Annotated in this window: 21 protein-coding genes; 10 read left to right on the forward strand and 11 right to left on the reverse strand. The window is 54.1% G+C overall.

Going from position 1 to position 18,506, the window contains the following annotated elements; translation table 11 throughout:
- Positions 1-107 precede the first annotated feature (107 nt).
- The 4 genes from groES to M1136_03805 all read left to right on the forward strand — a co-directional run bounded on the left by groES (position 108) and on the right by M1136_03805 (position 3,436).
- A complete protein-coding gene (gene groES / locus M1136_03790) occupies positions 108-407 on the forward strand; it encodes a co-chaperone GroES (protein ID MCL5074761.1) in 300 nt (99 codons plus the stop codon).
- A gap of 70 nt (positions 408-477) precedes the next feature.
- Complete coding sequence (gene groL / locus M1136_03795; GenBank protein MCL5074762.1) at positions 478-2,109, forward strand: chaperonin GroEL; 1,632 nt, start codon at positions 478-480, stop codon at positions 2,107-2,109.
- 253 nt (positions 2,110-2,362) lie between these two features.
- The gene (locus tag M1136_03800; GenBank protein ID MCL5074763.1) at positions 2,363-2,968 is read left to right on the forward strand and encodes a sigma-70 family RNA polymerase sigma factor; all 606 of its coding nucleotides are present in this window, start codon (positions 2,363-2,365) and stop codon (positions 2,966-2,968) included.
- A gap of 90 nt (positions 2,969-3,058) precedes the next feature.
- A complete protein-coding gene (locus tag M1136_03805) occupies positions 3,059-3,436 on the forward strand; it encodes a hypothetical protein (protein MCL5074764.1) in 378 nt (125 codons plus the stop codon).
- Here M1136_03805 and M1136_03810 read toward each other — a convergent pair.
- From M1136_03810 to rpsU, 5 genes are all read right to left on the reverse strand, one after another.
- On the reverse strand, positions 3,433-3,804 hold the full coding sequence (locus M1136_03810; protein ID MCL5074765.1) for a diacylglycerol kinase family protein: 372 nt from the start codon (positions 3,802-3,804) through the stop codon (positions 3,433-3,435). The genes M1136_03805 and M1136_03810 overlap by 4 nt on opposite strands.
- Complete coding sequence (gene ybeY / locus M1136_03815) at positions 3,801-4,274, reverse strand: rRNA maturation RNase YbeY (GenBank protein MCL5074766.1); 474 nt, start codon at positions 4,272-4,274, stop codon at positions 3,801-3,803. The genes M1136_03810 and ybeY overlap by 4 nt, the downstream gene beginning before the upstream one ends.
- A 1-nt stretch (position 4,275) precedes the next feature.
- On the reverse strand, positions 4,276-6,396 hold the full coding sequence (locus tag M1136_03820; GenBank protein MCL5074767.1) for an HDIG domain-containing protein: 2,121 nt from the start codon (positions 6,394-6,396) through the stop codon (positions 4,276-4,278).
- Positions 6,397-6,416: 20 nt separating this feature from the next.
- Positions 6,417-6,866: a GatB/YqeY domain-containing protein gene (locus M1136_03825; protein ID MCL5074768.1), complete on the reverse strand. Its 450-nt coding sequence runs from the start codon at positions 6,864-6,866 to the stop codon at positions 6,417-6,419.
- A gap of 106 nt (positions 6,867-6,972) precedes the next feature.
- Positions 6,973-7,158, reverse strand: a complete 186-nt coding sequence (rpsU, locus tag M1136_03830; GenBank protein ID MCL5074769.1) for a 30S ribosomal protein S21 — start codon at positions 7,156-7,158, stop codon at positions 6,973-6,975.
- Between the two features lie 233 nt (positions 7,159-7,391).
- Here rpsU and M1136_03835 point away from each other — a divergent pair, with 233 nt between their 5' ends.
- Positions 7,392-7,688, forward strand: coding sequence for a hypothetical protein (locus tag M1136_03835; GenBank protein ID MCL5074770.1), 297 nt, complete (start codon positions 7,392-7,394; stop codon positions 7,686-7,688).
- A 213-nt stretch (positions 7,689-7,901) separates the two neighbouring features.
- A complete protein-coding gene (locus M1136_03840; GenBank protein MCL5074771.1) occupies positions 7,902-8,093 on the forward strand; it encodes a type II toxin-antitoxin system VapC family toxin in 192 nt (63 codons plus the stop codon).
- A 343-nt stretch (positions 8,094-8,436) separates the two neighbouring features.
- On the opposite strand, the gene M1136_03845 is transcribed toward M1136_03840, so the two are convergent.
- The 6 genes from M1136_03845 to xylB all read right to left on the reverse strand — a co-directional run bounded on the left by M1136_03845 (position 8,437) and on the right by xylB (position 14,491).
- Positions 8,437-9,171, reverse strand: a complete 735-nt coding sequence (locus M1136_03845; protein MCL5074772.1) for an SDR family oxidoreductase — start codon at positions 9,169-9,171, stop codon at positions 8,437-8,439.
- A gap of 88 nt (positions 9,172-9,259) precedes the next feature.
- A complete protein-coding gene (locus tag M1136_03850) occupies positions 9,260-10,297 on the reverse strand; it encodes a sugar ABC transporter substrate-binding protein (GenBank protein MCL5074773.1) in 1,038 nt (345 codons plus the stop codon).
- Positions 10,298-10,470: 173 nt separating this feature from the next.
- Positions 10,471-11,493 carry an ABC transporter permease gene (locus M1136_03855; protein MCL5074774.1) on the reverse strand — a complete coding sequence of 341 codons (1,023 nt, stop codon included), beginning with the start codon at positions 11,491-11,493 and terminating at the stop codon, positions 10,471-10,473.
- Complete coding sequence (locus M1136_03860; GenBank protein MCL5074775.1) at positions 11,486-12,244, reverse strand: ATP-binding cassette domain-containing protein; 759 nt, start codon at positions 12,242-12,244, stop codon at positions 11,486-11,488. Before M1136_03860 ends, M1136_03855 begins: the two co-directional genes overlap by 8 nt.
- 26 nt (positions 12,245-12,270) lie before the next feature.
- Positions 12,271-13,026, reverse strand: a complete 756-nt coding sequence (locus M1136_03865) for a GntR family transcriptional regulator (protein MCL5074776.1) — start codon at positions 13,024-13,026, stop codon at positions 12,271-12,273.
- Entirely contained in the window at positions 13,016-14,491 is a 1,476-nt protein-coding gene (xylB, locus tag M1136_03870) for a xylulokinase (protein MCL5074777.1), read from the reverse strand. Before xylB ends, M1136_03865 begins: the two co-directional genes overlap by 11 nt.
- A gap of 290 nt (positions 14,492-14,781) precedes the next feature.
- Between xylB and M1136_03875 the strand changes: the two genes are divergently transcribed.
- The 4 genes from M1136_03875 (at position 14,782) to M1136_03890 (ending at position 18,464) form a co-directional block, all read left to right on the forward strand.
- Positions 14,782-15,066: a hypothetical protein gene (locus M1136_03875; protein MCL5074778.1), complete on the forward strand. Its 285-nt coding sequence runs from the start codon at positions 14,782-14,784 to the stop codon at positions 15,064-15,066.
- Positions 15,067-15,271: 205 nt separating this feature from the next.
- On the forward strand, positions 15,272-16,465 hold the full coding sequence (locus M1136_03880; protein ID MCL5074779.1) for an acetyl-CoA C-acetyltransferase: 1,194 nt from the start codon (positions 15,272-15,274) through the stop codon (positions 16,463-16,465).
- The gene (locus tag M1136_03885; GenBank protein MCL5074780.1) at positions 16,462-17,313 is read left to right on the forward strand and encodes a 3-hydroxybutyryl-CoA dehydrogenase; all 852 of its coding nucleotides are present in this window, start codon (positions 16,462-16,464) and stop codon (positions 17,311-17,313) included. The genes M1136_03880 and M1136_03885 overlap by 4 nt, the downstream gene beginning before the upstream one ends.
- A gap of 11 nt (positions 17,314-17,324) precedes the next feature.
- Positions 17,325-18,464, forward strand: coding sequence for an acyl-CoA dehydrogenase (locus M1136_03890; protein ID MCL5074781.1), 1,140 nt, complete (start codon positions 17,325-17,327; stop codon positions 18,462-18,464).
- Positions 18,465-18,506 lie beyond the last annotated feature (42 nt).

An 18,506-nucleotide genomic window follows, 5' to 3' on the forward strand; every position in this document is an offset into this window, starting at 1 on the left:
ATGATGGGCGCGGATTAGCACTCTCGGGGTTAGAGTGCTAATGAATTGCTGGGCAGGGTCGTTCACACCCCAAAATAATCCGCGGATGGAAGGAGGTATTGATCAGTATGACTACGCATCTCAAACCACTTGGTGACCGGGTGGTGATTAAACCTTCGCCACGTGAGGAGGTTACCAAAAGCGGCATCATTCTGCCAGACACAGCCAGGGAGAAGCCCCAGGAGGGAACGATCATTGCCGTAGGTACCGGTAAGCTACTCGATGATGGCAAGCGGCTCCCTATGGAGGTCAAGGAGGGTGATAAGGTCATTTATGCCAAGTATGCCGGCACCGAACTGAAGATGGATGATGAAGAGCTGTTAATCCTCAAGGAATCGGATATCCTGGCTATTGTTAGCCGAAGCTAAATGACAGAAACGATGTTTGTCGGCTATTCTGTGATCCAATGGAGACTAAATCTAACGGAGGAGGAAACATATGGCTAAACAACTCATATTCGATGAGGAAGCGCGTCGCTCCCTGAAGAAGGGCATTGATATGATGGCTGAGGCGGTAAAGACCACCCTTGGCCCGAAGGGGCGCAATGTAGCCCTGGACAAGAAGTTTGGGGCGCCAACAGTGACCCATGATGGGGTGACGGTGGCCAAGGAGATCGAGCTGAAGGACCCCTTCGAGAACATGGGGGCGCAGTTGTTGAAGGAGGCTGCCACCAAGACCAACGATGTGGCTGGTGATGGCACAACCACGGCCACGGTGCTGGCCCAGTCCATCGTTACCGAGGGTTTGAAGAACGTGGCTGCGGGGGCCAACCCGATGCTGCTGAAGCGGGGGGTTGAGAAGGGAGTCCTCGCTGTGGTGGGGGAGATCCGGCGGATGGCCAAGCCGGTGGAGAGTCGGGATGATGTGGCCCACATTGCAGCTATCTCGGCCAACGATCAGGAGATTGGAGAGCTTATCGCCGAGGTGATGGACAAGGTAGGCAAGGATGGCGTGATCACCGTTGAGGAATCGAAGGGCTTGCGTTTCGAGACCGAGTACGTGGAGGGGATGCAGTTCGATCGGGGCTACATCTCCCCCTACTTCATCACCAATCCGGATCGGATGGAGACGGTGTTGGAGGAACCTTACATCCTGATCACAGACAAGAAGATCACCGCCATCGCCGACATCCTGCCAGCACTGGAGCGGATGTTGCAGGTGACCAAGAACTTGATGATCATTGCCGAGGATGTGGATGGGGAGGCGTTGGCCACACTGGTAGTGAACAAATTGCGGGGGACACTGAACTGTCTGGCGGTGAAGGCCCCTGGTTTTGGGGATCGGCGTAAGGCCATGCTGGAAGATATCGCCATCCTGACGGGAGGTAAGGTGATCTCTGAGGAGATCGGGCGCAAGTTGGACAGCGCCACCGTCGCCGATCTAGGACAGGCGCGCCGCGTGGTGGCGAACAAAGATGAGACGACGGTCATCGAGGGGAAGGGCTCTGAAGAAGCGATCAAGGGACGTATCAAGCAGATCAAGGCCCAGATCGAGGAGACAACCTCGGACTATGACAAGGAGAAGTTGCAGGAGCGCCTGGCCAAGTTGGCTGGTGGGGTGGCTGTGATCAAGGTTGGAGCAGGGACGGAGGTGGAGCTCAAGGAGAAGAAACACCGTGTGGAGGATGCCCTCTCGGCCACCAGGGCGGCGGTAGAGGAGGGAGTTGTCCCCGGTGGAGGCGTGGCCCTGCTCAATACCATCACCTCCCTGGGTAGCGTGCAGATCAGTGGCGATGAGGCCACCGGTCTCAACATCCTGCGGCGGGCCCTGGAGGAGCCGATGCGCCAGATCGTGGAGAACGCCGGGCAGGATGGCTCCGTAGTAGTGGAGGCGGCGCGTCGTTTGCAGAAGGAACAGAAGAACCTGAACATCGGCTACGATGTCCTGGGCAACGAGTATGGGGATATGGTATCCAAGGGAATCATTGACCCGGCCAAGGTGACGCGCTCGGCCCTGGAGAATGCGGCCAGTATTGCGGCCATGATCCTCACCACAGAGGCTCTGGTCACCGATATTCCGGAGAAGGAGAAGGCACCGGGCATGCCCCCTGGTGGGATGCCAGAGTACTAGAAATATCTGACTCGAAAGCCCTCGTTCCCTGCCAACGGGGGCTTTTTTATTAGATTGAAAATGCCCTCATCCCCCCTTACCCCCCTTCTCCCGCTCCGCGGGAGAAGGGGGGAATAGAGGCTAGGGCTGTGCTCTCCTTGACCTCCCCCGCTGTTTATCAGTCTCTAAGAGCCCCTATTTTTGACGATGCATCTTCAGCTATGCTAACATTTCTTATCTGGCCGTATCCTCTCACCTCTTTCGGTGTTCTCTAATGAGAGGCACTTTAACAGGACTGGCCAGGGAAAGGACGTTTCCCGTGACGCTCTCTGAGCCGGATGAGATTCTGGTGGAACGAGCCAAACAGGATATAACCGTTTTTGGGCTCCTCTACCAACGACATCTGCACCGCATCTACAATTATGTTTTCTACCGAACAGGCAATGTAAATGACGCTGAGGATCTTACGGCGAAGACGTTCTTTCAGGCATTGAGTCATCTGGGAGGCTACCAGGTCAGGAATGTTCCTTTCTCTGCCTGGCTCTTCCGTATCGCCCACAATTTGGTGGCCAACTGGCATCGTGACCGCCACCGTCATCAGACAGTGCCCCTGGAGGAGATGGGCCGACCGGGGAGGGTCGCTGAAGAGACGTCCACCTTAGAGGAACAGGAGCAACGTCTGGCCATACGGGCGGCCATGGCCAAACTGCCGCTTGAGCACCAGCAGCTGCTGATCCTCAAGTTCGCCGAGAGAATGAGCAATGCTGAAATCGCCACCACTATGGGCCGCAGCGAAGGGGCAGTGAAGGCCATGCTGCATCGTACGCTTTTGTCCCTTAGAAAGGAGCTCTCCCGTCATGAAAAAGATAAGATACGCTAACAATGGGGTCAGGTCACCAAACAGGAAGATGCCCTTCCTAAAGCCTCAGGGTAGATATGCTGAGGATCATACCGAAACGAGGGGGTAACGATGAATCAAAATAAATTGGCTGAAGCACTAGCCCAATACATAGATGATCTACTGGATATCAAGAAGAGCAAGGTGGCCCCATCGCCATTGCTACCCCCTGACCTGCAACGTGCCCTCGGGCCACTCTTCGATCTGGCCAGATACCTTCGGCGTGCCCTCGCTCCCGTAGAACCAGCCGATGCTTTTGTCCAAGACCTCGCTACCCAGCTGCTGGCGGCGCGGCCCGAAACGAGCCGGACGAAGACGCTCGTCCGAAGCGGCTGGCTGAGCCGAGGCCTGCTCATCCGGACGGTGGCTGTGTGTTCCCTCGTGTCCGCCGCAGCCATCGTGGCTATAGTTCGCGCCCGCTCTAACCCTCAATCCAAGTCGGCTGCTTAAGGCGTCGTCAGCAACCGCTGGATGTTAGAGCCAAAAATAATGATGCCCACCAGCGTGGCCATAACAGCTGTCACCAACACCGCCCCGGCACTAACGTCCTTAGCCACTTTAGCCAGGGGATGATACTCGGGTATATTGAGATCCACCAGGGCCTCGATGGCGGTGTTGAACAATTCACTGACGAATACCAGGGCGATAACCACGCAGATGAGAGCGATCTCCCCCAGGCTAAGCCTCAGCAACAGGGCTGCCAGGAGGACCACTACGGCCGCTAGGAGATGAATCCGGGCATTGGGCTGCGTTTGGAGAAGGTGCCATAAGCCGGCAAAGGCTGCTCGAAAACTATCCACCAGGTTTCGACTTTTCATCGAGGCAGGTCCCTCAGGGATGTCTCCTCCTTGGCCCGCATCTGCGCTTGCTCCTGTCCCTCCTCATGATCATAGCCTAGTAGATGAAGCAGTCCATGAACGGCCAGATAGCTCAATTCCCGATCCAGGGAATGGCCATAGTCTGCTGCTTGCTCTGCGGCCCGTGGAAAGGAGACGACCACATCCCCCAGATGTAGAACGCCATCAGGAGGCTCGACAAAATCGGCTGTGCTTTGTTTCAGAGGGAAGGCTAATACATCGGTCGGACGGTTCACCCCTCGATAGGTAGCATTCAGGCGTTGAATCTCTTCATCATCGGTGATAACAACACTGACCTCAGATTTACCCTCCAGTCCTTCGTCAGCCAGGGCCCTCTTTATAACGCTGGAAAGCATAACCCGGTCAACCTGAGGCACAAAGCGGGGATCAATCCGAAAGTTGATTTTTACCATCAGACAGCGCTTAGCCACTCTATTCACCTAGCACCCTATCCAAGACCGGCTCGGCCGCTGCATCTGCCATAGGCCTGGTCATCTGTGGATACTCGATGCGGGGATGATAGATGCCTTGCAAGATGCTACTGAAGGCACGCCTGATGCGATCCAGATCACGCAGACTCAGGTCGCATTCATCGAGTTGTCCCTCGGCCAGACGCTCGCTGATGACCTTCCGAATCAACTGATCGATGTGTTCTGGTGAGTGGTCACTACTGCAACGTGTAATCGCCTCGACGCTATCAGCCAGCATAACGATCGCTGCCTCCTTGCTTTGCGGACGTGGGCCCGGGTAGCGGAATTCCTCCTCATCCGGAGGCTCGCCAGCGGCGCCGACTGTGGCCCGATGGAAAAAATAGGTGATAAGACCGTTCCCATGATGCTGAGCGATGATATCCCGCACCTTGCTGGGCAAGCCATGCTTCCGGGCTAGTTCCAATCCCTCCTGCACGTGGCTGGCGATGATTTGAGCGCTTGTCTTGGGATCAAGCTGGTCATGGACATTCTGCCCCTCAATCTGGTTATCAACAAAGAAATAGGGACGAACAACCTTACCTATATCGTGGTAGTAGGCTCCCACCCTGGCCAGGAGAGCATCAGCCCCAACCGCCTGGGCAGCCCTCTCGGACAAATTGGCGACAAGGACACTGTGATGATAGGTACCAGGCGCGTCCAATAACAGGCGACGGAAGAGGGGTTGATTAGGATGGGCCAGTTCCAGCAGGCCAAGCGTCGTCGTTATGCCGAAGATGTGTCCCAAGAGTGAGAAGGTACCCAAGGCGAGAGCGGCGGAGAGGGCCCCGTTGACCAGGGCAATGAAGGCCAACATTGCTACCCGCTGGGGTTCCAGATCACCGCTGAACAGGCGGAAACCTATGATAACCAGGAAGTTGGCCACGGCCACGGCCGCTCCGGCGACGAAAATGGTATTAAGACGCTCGATGCGCCGCACCCCAAGTAAGCCCACCAGCCCGCCTACCAGGGAGAGCGTGGTCAGCTCAAGTGAGGCGTTGGCTATTAGACCCAGGCAAAGAGCCACAATGATGGCCGCTAGGACAGCCAACTGTGTATCCAAGAGGGCAGCTACCAGCATCGGCACCACCGCTGCTGGAAAGATATAGGCGAAGATGTCACGTCCCGGGATGGTCAATTTGGCGGCCAGAACGGCTACCACGATAATAAAACCAAGAAGGAGTAAGCGTCGCGGGTTGGCCACCAGATTACTCTGAAACAGGTAAAGGTAGCTGGCCAGGATAAGAACCAACATGCCCGTGACCAGGGATACACCGATGATATCCGGCCATTTCAGCTGCGGGTTGCGCAACCCCACCACCTCCAACTTTTCCAGATCAGTGGCCTTGACTATGTCTCCATCACGGAGGATCGTTTCCCCCTTCTCTATCGTATAGCGAACTGGTTGAACGCTGTCACGAGCCTCCCGCTTGGACTTCTCTGTTGCCTCCGGGTCATAGGCGTAGTTCTCCTTGATAAAGGATTGCGCCAGTTGCATGATGACTGCTGTCTGTCTCTCATCCAGGTCAGCACTGACCAGGTTGCCGACCCCATTCTTGACTTCGGCCAACTGATCACTGCTGATCCTGCTCCTCATCACAATGCCGAGGATGCGGACGGTTTCGTTAACGACCGCCCGCCAGCTGGGTTCATCAAAGGAAAGGATGTACGAGACGATATGGGGGGGCAGGCTCAGTGCGGGAATCCTTTTAATAGACTCCCGCTTCTGCTCTGTCGTTGTTGGGTCCTGCCTGATCTCGGTGATGCGGCGGGTCACCTCGATGGCCTTTTCGCGCTGCTGAGTTACGACATTGGGATCAAAGGTATAGACCGGCCCCACCGCCGCCACCGCCCGTTCTCGCTCCTCCCTGGTCTTAACCTGGCTGATATAGGAGACCTTTTGGGGTGACTTAATGTTATAGACGGAGACGTCCCCCTCATTTAAGTCATAACGACTGGGCAAGAACTGGAAGGTGAGGATAAGCACCAGAGAAGAGAAGAGGATGAGCGCAAAAAGGGTCAGGCCAGCCAGCCGCCGCCAATCCTCCCTATTCAAAATGGGCCATCGCTTTTCCTGGTCAATCACTGTTCCACCAAGGGCTGGGGTTACGTCTTGGTCAGAAGCTGACGCACGATCTGGTTCGCCAGGCGTCCATCAGCCCGCCCCTTGATTGCAGCCATCAATTTGGGCATCACTCGACCGATATCGCTGAGCCCTTTCGCCCCAACCTCAGCAATGATGCTGCGGGCCAGGGCTTCGATCTCCTCTGTTGCCATCTGTGGAGGAAGATAACCCTCCAGTATCTCTAGCTCCGCCTGCTCCTTAGCTACCAGATCCGACCGTTTGGCTTTGTCGAACTCGGTGATAGATTCGTGTCGCTGCTTGATCTCTTTACTGATAAGGCGCAGGACATCATCATCGTCAAGGGGGCGTCCCTGCTCGATCTCCGCATTCTTGATGGCTGCCCTCGCCAGACGGATAACAGAACGACGCCGCTCATCACCACGTCGCACAGCCTCCTTCAGGTCCTCCATCAGCCGTTCTTGAAGATCCACTTGCTTCTATCCTCTAAACTGACGCTCCTTGTGACGCCTTTGCTACATAGACGTCTACCAAGGAGCGTCTCTACCGTACCTATTTGGATCGATTTTCTTTGACCGTTCAATGATTGAGGCTGCCACTCTTCCGTCTCTTGGCGGCCTCCTTTTTCTTTCGCCTGACACTGGGCTTCTCATAGTGTTGCCGCCGCCGGGCTTCAGCAAGGATTCCCTCCTGCTGTACTTTCTTATTGAAACGTCGCAAGGCGTTCTCAAAAGTCTCGTTTTCGCCTATGATGACCTCCGTCACATGTTTCCCTCCCTTCTTCCCAGTTGCTAGCCATTAGAGAAGGGGCAATCGCCTAACCACCCTTATAACATCATTTCTTGGCTATAACTGTTATTTTCGGGTCAATTATACTGCCGAGGGCCAGGGGGTGTCAATGTTTTTGCTGAGGCCAGATCCTGTCCCGCCAGCTTGCTTCCTTGATTAATTGATTGAGATCTGCTATACTATCCTTACCCGGGGAGGGGATGAATACTATGGCAAGAGGACTAAGACCAATCGATATTAGCAACGTACCCGAACTATTGCGCATTGTCGAGGAGGTACGAAGAACCGACGAGGCCCGCGTCCTTAGACGAGATGATGAGGACCTGGCTATTTTGATGCCAGCCAAACCTGGTTCCAAGCATAAGCCAAAGCCGATCAAAACAAGGGCGGACTATGAAGCTTTCTGTTCGGCCTTCGGAGGTTGGAAAGGTATTGTGGATGCCGATACCCTGAAGAGGGACTTGGCTTCCGCACGCGGCTCCGATCGACCCCCGGTTAGGCTATGAGCTATCTCGTTGATACGGATTGGGTTGTTGACTATCTCACAGGACAGAAAGCAGCTGATGATCTTTTTACAAAGCTCTTGCCAAGCGGTATCGCTATTAGCATCGTCTCCTTCAGCGAAATTTACGAAGGCATCTATGGCAGTCACGATCCCAATCTTGCTGAAGCCGCTTTTCGCGCTTTCTTAAGACAGGTTACTGTGCTTGGGATAAGCTGTGGCCAAACGGAATGGCCAAATCCGCGGGGAACCACGCCGTCAACGTCGTCAGATCACACAGCGGGCTTTTGATCTTCTTATCGCCGCCACTGCCCTGGAACACGACCTGACCCTGGTTACCCACAACTTCGACGATTACTCCGATATTCCCAACCTCAAGCTTTACAAAGAAGACAAGGCTGCTAACTAAGGCGCTAAACAACGTGAGGCGATATGATCAGCGGGCGAAGATAAAGGGTGTGCTCGTACAGGAAAGGAAAGGGCAGCAAGGCAGTCGGCACCCTGGCGGTTTTGAGATCCTACCATCTGCAATAGCTGGCGTGCTCTTTGCCCATATTGTTTATAATTAAGTGTTGTGCCTCAACCTCACGCCGATGATCACACTCCTGCGCATCTTACCGGGAAACGCTAAGGATAATATCATCTACTGATTTGCTCAATGTCCAGGTCAGCGAACAACGACTGCTGCACTATCCATCCGGATAGATTACATTGTCCTCGCACTAATCAGGCAACCATCCAAAGAGGATTTTTCACTGGTGACCTTCCTCGACCATGGGGTAAACAATTATCTCGGTCACGCGGGAGTTCTTGGGCTGGGTTACGGCAAACAGCACTGCATCTGCTATAGTTTCCGGCTTTAACCGATCCAGACCTGCTACCTGCTCCTTCTCTAGGCCGGTTCCGATGGCCCAATCAGTGTCCACTCCTGCCGGACAGATTGCACATACTTTAATGTTATGCTCCCTGAGCTCCAAGTCTAGTGAGCGTGAGAAACCGATGACGGCAAACTTTGACGCACAATACACACTTGCCCGAGCGAATCCTTTTAACCCACTGATTGAAGCGATATTCACGATATAACCATTGTGTTGGGCAATCATTGATTTGACTACGGCACGTGAGAACAGAAAAGTACCCTTCATATGGGTGTCCATAGTTAGGTCATAGTCCTTTGTGGACAAATCCCCTAACAAGGCGAGAATACCTATCCCTGCGTTATTGACGAGAATATCTACTTTCCCGAATTCTCTAAGTGTTTCGGACACAACTCGTTCCACATCGGCTTCGACAGTTACATCGCCGGGAATCGGCATTGCCATGCCCCCAAAGCTTCTGATTTGTTCCATCAGCTCGTCCAACTTGGACTTCGTTCGGGCCATGCAAACTACGGCAGCCCCTTCCCGAGCTAAGGAAAGCGAAATTGCACGACCTATTCCCTTGCTTGCGCCGGTTACGATTGCAACTTGGTCTTGTAGCTTCATCATTCGATTCGTTCCTTTCGGAAGAGTTATTGCGCGTGTCAAGGTCGAGGGAGGGGGGCGAAGCCTCCCTCCCTCTAGCAAAGGCGGAGACTTACTTGGGGAAGATTTTATCGATGGTATCCTTCCAGACGAGCTTGAAAGGAATGTCAACGATAGGAGGAACTTTCTCCCCATTCAGAACTTTGAGCGCCGTCCGCACCGCTTCACGGCCCTGGGCGTCGGCATCCTGAAACACCGTGGCGTTTATGCCACCCTCCCTAAAACTTTTGACAGCATCCGGCGTCGCATCGACACCCATGATCACCTTGAATTCGCTTTGACGCCCGGCTGCCTGAATTGCGGACAGCGCACCAAGTGCCATTTCGTCACTTTGAGTGACGACTGCCTGGACCTCGTTGGGCTTATACTTCGTAAGCAGGTTCTCCATGATGGTCTTAGCTTCGGCCCTGGAGCCGTGGGCTTCTAGTTCTGTGACTATCTTTATCCCCGGGTAGTCACGAATTACTTCTGTGAAGCCCTGTTTGCGGAGATTTGTCGAAGCACCACCATATTGGCCGACAAGGTAGATCACGTTCCCTCGACCATTGAGCTCCTTCACCAAGAAGGTACCTTCGATCCTGCCAGCGGCCACATCGTCCGACCCCACATACGTGACGAACTTCCCGCCTTCGGCTTGAAAACTGGGGGAAAGCTTTGTATTGAGCAAGATCAGAGGAATGCCCGCCTGGTTTACCTTCTTTGCCGCAGCAATGCTTCCATCCACATCGACAGGGATCATGATGATCAAGTTGACCTTTTGGGTGATGAGGTTCTCAATTTGACTCAGCTCGGTGTCCGTCTTCTGCCGCGGATCAAGCGAGATCAAGTTGACCCCAAGCTTCGAGGCCTCATCTTTCATCGACTCGCCGACTGTTACCAGGAATGGATACTGTAGGCTCAGAAGCGTGACTCCAATGGTGTACTTGCCGCCGGTGCGTGCAGCTGGTGCGGCTGTAGGAGCGCTGGGCGCCGCTGTAGGAGTAGGAGCACTAGGAACGCAGCCCACCAACAAGGTGAATACCGCTAGCAACAAGATGCATGCTAGCAAAACAGAGCTCAATGAACTCAAACGCTTTCTTCTGTAGAACATGGTTAACTCTCCTTTAAATTCTTCATTCTGTCTTCGGTTTCTGAACCTCCGTCCAGCTAGAGTAGGCTGAGTGACCTCTCATGCCTCCTTTGGCTTTAGACCTGATAAAGGGACACTACCGGCATTTCATCATCCAAAACTACCCCCCTTTCTGCGATATTTGGACCTCTACTCTATTGTGACTTCCAGCGATCCATGATTACGGCGGCGACCAAGATGAGACCCTTGATGATCTGATGATAGTAGGAGGAAACATTCAAGAGGTCGAGTCCATTAACGACCATTCCAAGAAGCAGGACACCTAAGACAGTGCCCCACACTGTGCCGACCCCACCGAAAAGACTTGTCCCACCAATGACCGTTGCCGCAATTGCATCGAGCTCGTAGCCCGTCCCTGCCAAAGGATCGGCGGCGTTCACTCGGGAAGTCAATACAACACCCGCGAGGGCAGTGAGTAGCCCACTGATCAGGTAGACCTTGAGCTTTACTACTTGCACCTGTATGCCAACAATGCGCGCTGCTTCTTCGTTCCCGCCGACCGCGTATACATGTCGACCGAACTTAGTCCTAGACAACAGGAACCCCGCGACGATAGCAACCGCCAAAAAAATCAAGATGGGAATCGCAACGCCATTGAAAGAACCCTGTCCAATTAGTAGGAATGAATCGTTCAGTCCGATGACCGGGTATCCTTGTGTGTAGATAAGGGTTACGCCACGGACTGTAGCCAACATGGCCAAGGTTGCCAAGAAAGGAAGAATATGACCTTTAATGACTAGAAAAGAATTGACCAATCCTACTAGGATGCCGACACCGAGTCCTACTAATAGGGGCAAGGCCCACCCATGGAGGGCCGACTTGGCGACGGTAGCTGCGATCGCCCCCGCGAACCCCGCGACTGCACCCACAGACAAATCGATGCCAGCTGTAATCATGACAAATGTTTGCCCGATTGCGATAAGCCCGATTATCGAGGCCTGTAGCACGATGTTCATAAGGTTCCGGGGAGTAAGGAAGACATCAGATGTTACGGACATGAATACAAAATAGGCGGCAAAGATCACAAGCAATCCATAGTCTCCCAGAAAGGTAAGAGCTAATCTCTTACGTGAACGGCGATGGGCTATGACCTGGTCCAGATCGGCTGGGTCAGCAGGATTGTGCGTTCGGTTGACTCGTTGGGAAGGATCATGCATCTATCCGCCCCCCTTCCACGATGAGACGCCTCACATGAGATTGAGTGACCTCCTTAATCAGAAAAGTTCCAACGTCCCTGCCCTCTTTCATTACGGTCACGTGATCCCCTATTTCGAAGATCTCATCTAATCGATGGCTGATGATGATGACAGCAACATTCAGCTCCTTCAAACGTCTGACAAGTGCCAAAAGTTTTCCCACCTTTCCCACTGCTAGACTGGCCGTAGGTTCATCCATAATGACCAGCTTGGCGTCAAATGCGACCGCCCGACCTATTGCCACAGCTTGTCTCTGTCCGCCTGACAATCGACGAACCTTCAACCTCGGATTGATCTCAAGATCCAAGAGATCGAGAACTCGCAGCGACTCCTCTTCCATCTTGCGATTGTTGAGGACCCTGACTAGCCCTCCAAAGTATCGCCTTTCTATCTCCCTGCCCAAGAAAATATTAGATCTGACGTCCAGGTTTTCGGCCAGCGCGAAATCCTGATAAATCATCTCAATTCCATGCCTGCGCGAATCCATGGGCTCACGGAAGTGCAAGGGCTTTCCTTCGAAATAAATATGTCCCTCATCGGGCTGGTATACTCCTGTCAACACCTTCATCATGGTTGACTTCCCCGCGGCGTTGTCGCCAACAATTCCAAGGACTTCGCCGGGCAGGACCTCACAACTCGCTCCACGGAGCGCTTGTACCGCTCCGAAACTCTTGTAGATATCCTTCATTCTTACTAGCGGTTGTATCTGCAATTGCTACCCCTCCAAAATTGGGGCGTTCAAAATGGCTCGCGGATGAGGCTCATGCGAAATTCGTATTGATTCGGGTTGTACACTGACCGAACTGCCTCCACAGGAGTGCTGTCGGCCAAGAAGGCAATCCTGTTTCGAACTATAACTGGTATACTAGAGTGCATTGCGAGAATCTTTCTCTCAAATTCTACGGGGACATGCGCAAAGAGGAAATCGCTAGCCTGAGCTATAAAGATCCCAAACTTGCTCTCAAGAATACCATAGAGGGATTGGGAAAGATCTTCCTCAAGTAGCCCTCTACACAGCTTCTCTGGAAACCACTCGGTTTCCAAAATAGCTGGTTCCGAATTGATAAGCCGTAGACGAACCACTTCAACAACCTTCTCCCCCGGGTTCAGCTCCAAACCCTCACGGACCCACTCGGGTGGTTCGTTGAGTGCCTTGGAAATAGTCCTGGTTTCAGGCCTTAGCCCGGCGTGCCGTATGGTTGCGGTAAAGCCATCGAAACTTTGGGTGTTAACTACTACTTTTCTCTTGCTGACAAAGAGCCCCTTCCCTCGCACTTTATAGCAGTAGCCCGCGCGAGACAGCTCCCTCATTGCTTGGCGAACGGTCATTTTACTAACGCTCAGCTGTTCGCTCAATTCTCGCTCGGATGGTAATCTGTCGCCTACCTGGAACTCGTTGGCTTCTATCCGCTCCCTGACAGCATTCATGATTTGACGATAGATCAGCGAGGGGGACCTCGCATCCAGAACGAAATTCAAGTTTCTACCTGCCATGTCTCGGATCTCCGTGCAGTTGTCCAAGTCCCCCCGCTAGCAACTCGTAAAAGTCGACGTAACGGCGGTAACTTCCCTCATACTGCTCTGCCAAAGACAACACTGGCTCCTCTCGCTCACCAAATGAGGGATTTGCTTCATAGCCATCTTGTACGGACTTCCACCAGCCGACACCGACCCCTGCAAGCAACGCCGCACCAAAAGATGCCTCTCTATCTATTCTTTCTATTGGCAGATTCAGAATATTGGCCATGATGCTCCGCCAGAGGTCACTCTTAGAGCCTCCTCCCGACATGCGCACTTCTTCAACCATCATCCCCTGTTTGATCCATGCATTGAGCATACGCCGAAACTCAAATGCCACCCCCTCCAGTAGAGCCCTAACAAGGTGACTGCGATCGTGTCGAACACTTAGGCCAGTGTAACCCGCGGGCACCGAAGAGCCGATCGATTCCCGCCCTCCGAGAAGGAAAGGGAGAAAAATAAGACCAGAACTTCCCGGCGGGGCGTCTATTGCGAGAGAAACCAAATCATCGTATGAGACCTCGGGCAGAAAGCTCTCGCGATACCAGCTAAGACAGAGGCCAGCTGCGTACACTGAGTTTAGCTGAAGCCACCGGTGACTTATGGCATGGCAGAACGAGCCAACCACTGGTGAAGTTTGAGTCATCATAATGACACCGGATGTTCCGATTGTGATACCAAGAATCGCAGGTACTGTTGCGCCCATAGCGACCGCTTGTGCAGCTTGGTCCCCAGCCCCGCCAACTACAGGGATTCCCGGTACTAAACCTAAATCTTCGCCTGCAGCGCTCATCAGCAATCCAGTTATCTCCGTTGAGGAGACACATGGCGGCAGCCAGTCCAGAGGTATGCGTAGCAGCTTCAAGATCTCTGGAGACCAGGTGAGGTTTGTAACGTCAAACATAGCTGTCCCGGAAGCATCAGACGGTTCTGAGAAAAGTTCGCCCGTCATGCGGAACCTGATGTAGTCTTTAGGGAGAAGTACCCAGCGGATTCTGCTGTAGACCGATGGCTCATTGTCTCGGACCCAGAGCAACTTTGGAAGGGTAAAGGCGGGTATTAGACTGTTCTTAGTGATTGATTCGATTGTAGGTAATTGACGAAGAGTATGATGGCATTGCTGAGACGAGCGATGGTCGCACCAAAGTATAGCTGGCCTGAGGAGTCGGTAGTCGTCGTCTAACAAAACCAGCCCATGCATCTGTCCGGATAACCCAATGGCTGCCACATCTCGCTCTCCACAGCCTGCCAATTCGATTGCCCGCCTTACTGCTTGCCTGACCGCGCCCCACCAGTCGTCAGGGTTTTGCTCGGCCCATTGATCCTGAGGAGTATGTAAAGAATAGGGGTCACATTCAGCCGACAAGGCCTGTCCGTCGGATGAGAGTAGTGTCGCCTTGCAGGTTGATGTGCCGAGATCAATGCCTAGCAAGTACTGCATGGACTCATTGTCCTATCGCGCTTGTGGTATAGTGGACAAGTGGACTAGTCCACTATACCACATTATAACACGCTCGGTGGGAGATGTCAATAACTCAACGAGGGTTTTTTTGTTGATGTTCTACGATTTTGACAGGGCTTAAGTGTTCAGCGAAAATATCACCCTATGGAAGAGAGGGCGACATTGAACAAGAAGTAACAGAAGAAGATTATGGTCCTGAATTCGGTTATCGGTGGGCCTATGACAGCCAATCCAACATCGTTTCCATAATTGAACACGGAGGGATCCCCATGATTCCCTTGAACCCTCGTAACGAGAAGGAGCCACCCGGAATTACCAACACCCTGGGCACGCCCCTGTGCCCCATCGGCCTGCCGATGATGTTCTGGGGTCGGGACGGGCACTACCTGAAGTATCGTTGCCCAGAGAAGTTCGAAGAATCTTCGATCTGGCCTGTTCTGCTGCCTCGTAGAGCACAAGAGGACAGTACGCCGGACTATGGCCTGGTAGTCAAGCTCAATATGAGTGATGATCCTTGCCGTTACGTCCCTGTCCCTTGGGAGACTAAGAAGTAGAAGCGCCTGTACAAGATGAGAACAGCACACTCCCACCACGGCTCTCGAGCATCTTGCCGAACTCCAACCCATCATTATGCAAGAGGCCCGGCCGACCGATGTTGGCGCCAGACGGCCTTTTCTGCTATCATAGAACGGTGTGCTTGCCTAAGGTTGAGCCGATACTCCTTAGGAGCAACTCTATCAGGATGAAGGTGAGGCCGCCATGTCCCCGGAACATGAGGTAGTCATCATCAGCGCGGTGCGTATCCCTACCGGCAAGTTTCTCGGAGCACTTTCTCCCTTTTCCGCTACCCAACTGGGCTCCATTGTGATCCGTGAGGCGGTCAGACGGGCCGGGATCAATCCCCAACAGGTGGACGAAGTGATCATGGGCAACGTCGTCTCCGCCGGCTTAGGTCAAGCCCCGGCCAGACAGGCCGCTATTCACGCCGGGATACCCCCCGCAGTCCCAGTCCTCACCATCAATAAGGTGTGCGGCTCTGGACTGAAAGCCGTGATGTTGGCCGCCCAGGCAATCAAGGCCGGGGATGCCCGATGCCTCGTTGCCGGAGGGATGGAGAGCATGAGTAATGCCCCCTACCTTTTGCGTAATGCCAGAAATGGCTACCGCCTCGGAAACGGGGAGTTGGTTGATGCCGACATCTGCGATGGGCTGTGGTGTTCGTTCGAGAACTGGCATATGGGCGATGCCGCCGAGTTCATCGCCGCCCAATTCGGTATCAGTCGGGAGGAGCAAGACGAGTTCGCCCTGGAGAGCCACCGTAAGGCTCTAATGGCCAGTGAGAGTGGTAAGTTTAGGGACGAAATAGTTCCCGTCGAGGTGCCCCACAAGAAGGGCACGATCATCTTCGATACCGATGAGACGCCCCGGGCAGATACCAGCCTTGAGGCCCTGGCCAGGCTTAAGCCGGCTTTCCAATTCAATGGAACGGTTACACCTGGCAATGCACCTGGACTCAGCGATGGGGCCGCTGCCCTCGTCGTAATGGAGGGCAAAGAAGCGGAGCGCAGCGGACGGCCACCCTTAGCACGGATCACTGCTTACACGGCGGTGGGCATCGAGCCCAGGTTCATCTTTGCCGCACCACCCCTGGCCATCCGAAAACTGCTGAGCCAAACAGGGCTCTCACTAGCCGATTTCGACCTGATCGAGGTCAACGAGGCCTTCAGTGCGCAAATCCTGGCCAACGGCAAGGAGCTGGGGTGGGATTGGAACAAGATAAATGTAAATGGCGGAGCGGTGGCCCTTGGGCATCCTATCGGAGCCAGCGGCGCCCGCATCCTAACAACCCTAATCTATGCCTTGCGCGCCCGTGGGGGAAAGAGAGGATTAGCCTCCCTCTGTCTCGGCGGTGGTAGCGCCATAGCTATGAGCATTGAGGTGATAGAGCGATGAAAGAGACGGCTAAGGTGGGTGTGGTAGGGGGAGGCACGATGGGCAACGGTATCGCTCAGGTCTTTGCCCAAGCAGGCTTTAGGGTGACCCTGGTCGATGTCGATCAAAGACAGTTAGACAAAGCCTTAGCGACCATCAGCCGGAATCTGGCCCGCGGTGTGGAGAAAGGACGTCTCACCGAGGAGGAGAGTGAGGCTACCCTGCGGCGAATCACGACCTCGCTCGAGCTCAACGATCTCGCCGAATCGACTATCGTGATCGAGGCCATCATCGAGGATGCGGAAGCAAAGATGGACCTCTTCCGCAGGCTGGACAGTCTCTGCGCCCCGCAAACCGTCTTAGCCTCAAATACCTCATCTATCTCTATCACGCAGTTGGCGGCGGCCACAAAGCGAGCCGATAAGGTCATCGGCATGCACTTTATGAACCCGGTGCCGGTGATGCAGCTGGTTGAGGTTATTCGAGGAATGTCTACCAGCGAGGAAACGACCGCTTTCGTCAAAGCCCTGGCTACGAAACTCGGCAAGATAGCGGTTGAGGTGAACGATTACCCGGGTTTCATCTCCAATCGTATCCTGATGCCGATGATCAACGAGGCCATTTATGCCCTTATGGAGGGCGTAGCCAAGCGCGATGATATTGACACCGTGATGCGCCTGGGCATGAATCACCCCATGGGTCCGCTACAACTAGCAGACCTGATCGGACTGGACGTCTGTCTGCACATAATGGAGGTGCTCTACGCTGGCTTTGGCGATTCGAAGTATCGGCCCTGTCCGCTCCTTCGCCGTATGGTCCAGGCTGGTCATCTTGGCCGTAAGAGTGGACAGGGGTTCTATAAATATTAGGGAGGAAGGACGTGGATTTTGAACTGACTGCCGATCAGCGCCTGATCCGCGATACTGTGCGTGGTCTGGCCACGGCCCAGTTACAGCCGATGGCGGCGCGCTACGATGAGGCCGAGGAGTACCCCTACGAGAATCTGCGGAAGTTGGCGGAGCTGGGGCTGATGGGCACGTTCGTCCCCGAGGAGTACGGTGGTGCTCACATCGATACAGTAAGTTACGCTCTGGCAGTGGAGGAGATCTCCCGCGCCTGTGCCGCGACCGGATTGATTATGTCCATTCATAACTCTTTAGTTTGCCATACCATCCTCCTCTTTGGTAATGAGAAGCAGAGACGACGCTTCTTACCGACGTTGGCCCGAGGGGAGAAGATCGGCGCTTTTGCCCTCACCGAGCCCAACGCTGGATCTGACGTGGCCTCCATGGAGACAACAGCTGTGTCGGCAGGTGAGCAATGGGTCATCAATGGTTCTAAGATATTCATTACCAGCGGAGCCGTAGCCGATGTCCTCATCCTGTTCGCCTCCACAGATAGATCACTTGGGGCCAAGGGCATCAGCGCTTTCATCATTGAGAAGGGCACTCTTGGCTTTTCCATAGGATCCAGAGTACGTACCATGGGGATGCGAGCCTCCGGCACTGCCGAGCTCGTTTTCCAGGACTGTCGTCTGCCGAAAGAGAATCTTCTGGGGGAACCTGGAGGTGGTTTTCGGCTGGCTATGCAGGCTTTGGATTGTGGCCGAATAGGCATAGCCGCCCAAGCAGTGGGCATCGCTCAGGCCTGCTTCGAAGATTCAGTCAAGTACGCTAAAGAACGGCACCAGTTTGGAAAACCGATCGCCGAATTTCAAGCCATCCAGTGGCCACTGGCGGAGATGGCTACCGAAATAGCCGCCGCTCGTCTGCTCACCCTGTACGCTGCTAGCCTGAAGGATAAGGGACAACGCTTCACCAAAGAGGCAGCGATGGCCAAGCTCTGTGCTTCGGATACAGCTATGCGGGCGGCGACCAGGGCCGTCCAGATCCATGGTGGCTACGGCTACGCACGTGAGTACCCTATTCAGCGCTACTTCCGTGATGCGCGCATCACTCAGATCTATGAGGGCACCAATGAGGTGCAACGTATGGTTATTGCGGCCAATATCCTCAAATAGTTAGCGTTTTTTTAACGGCAGAGAGAGGAGAGGTATTATCTT

It is taken from the genome of Chloroflexota bacterium (genome assembly GCA_023475225.1).
Taxonomy (GTDB): Bacteria; Chloroflexota; UBA6077; order FW602-bin22; family JAMCVK01; genus JAMCVK01.

Excerpts from the sequence above, each read along its gene's own strand:
- groES (MCL5074761.1), top strand. The coding sequence starts at position 108 with ATGACTACGCATCTCAAACCACTTGGTGACCGGGTGGTGATTAAACCT.
- groL (MCL5074762.1), top strand. The coding sequence starts at position 478 with ATGGCTAAACAACTCATATTCGATGAGGAAGCGCGTCGCTCCCTGAAG.
- M1136_03800 (MCL5074763.1), top strand. The coding sequence starts at position 2,363 with ATGAGAGGCACTTTAACAGGACTGGCCAGGGAAAGGACGTTTCCCGTG.
- M1136_03805 (MCL5074764.1), top strand. The coding sequence starts at position 3,059 with ATGAATCAAAATAAATTGGCTGAAGCACTAGCCCAATACATAGATGAT.
- M1136_03810 (MCL5074765.1), bottom strand. The coding sequence starts at position 3,804 with ATGAAAAGTCGAAACCTGGTGGATAGTTTTCGAGCAGCCTTTGCCGGC.
- M1136_03835 (MCL5074770.1), top strand. The coding sequence starts at position 7,392 with ATGGCAAGAGGACTAAGACCAATCGATATTAGCAACGTACCCGAACTA.
- M1136_03845 (MCL5074772.1), bottom strand. The coding sequence starts at position 9,171 with ATGATGAAGCTACAAGACCAAGTTGCAATCGTAACCGGCGCAAGCAAG.
- M1136_03850 (MCL5074773.1), bottom strand. The coding sequence starts at position 10,297 with ATGTTCTACAGAAGAAAGCGTTTGAGTTCATTGAGCTCTGTTTTGCTA.
- M1136_03855 (MCL5074774.1), bottom strand. The coding sequence starts at position 11,493 with ATGCATGATCCTTCCCAACGAGTCAACCGAACGCACAATCCTGCTGAC.
- M1136_03865 (MCL5074776.1), bottom strand. The coding sequence starts at position 13,026 with ATGGCAGGTAGAAACTTGAATTTCGTTCTGGATGCGAGGTCCCCCTCG.
- xylB (MCL5074777.1), bottom strand. The coding sequence starts at position 14,491 with ATGCAGTACTTGCTAGGCATTGATCTCGGCACATCAACCTGCAAGGCG.
- M1136_03875 (MCL5074778.1), top strand. The coding sequence starts at position 14,782 with ATGATTCCCTTGAACCCTCGTAACGAGAAGGAGCCACCCGGAATTACC.
- M1136_03880 (MCL5074779.1), top strand. The coding sequence starts at position 15,272 with ATGTCCCCGGAACATGAGGTAGTCATCATCAGCGCGGTGCGTATCCCT.
- M1136_03885 (MCL5074780.1), top strand. The coding sequence starts at position 16,462 with ATGAAAGAGACGGCTAAGGTGGGTGTGGTAGGGGGAGGCACGATGGGC.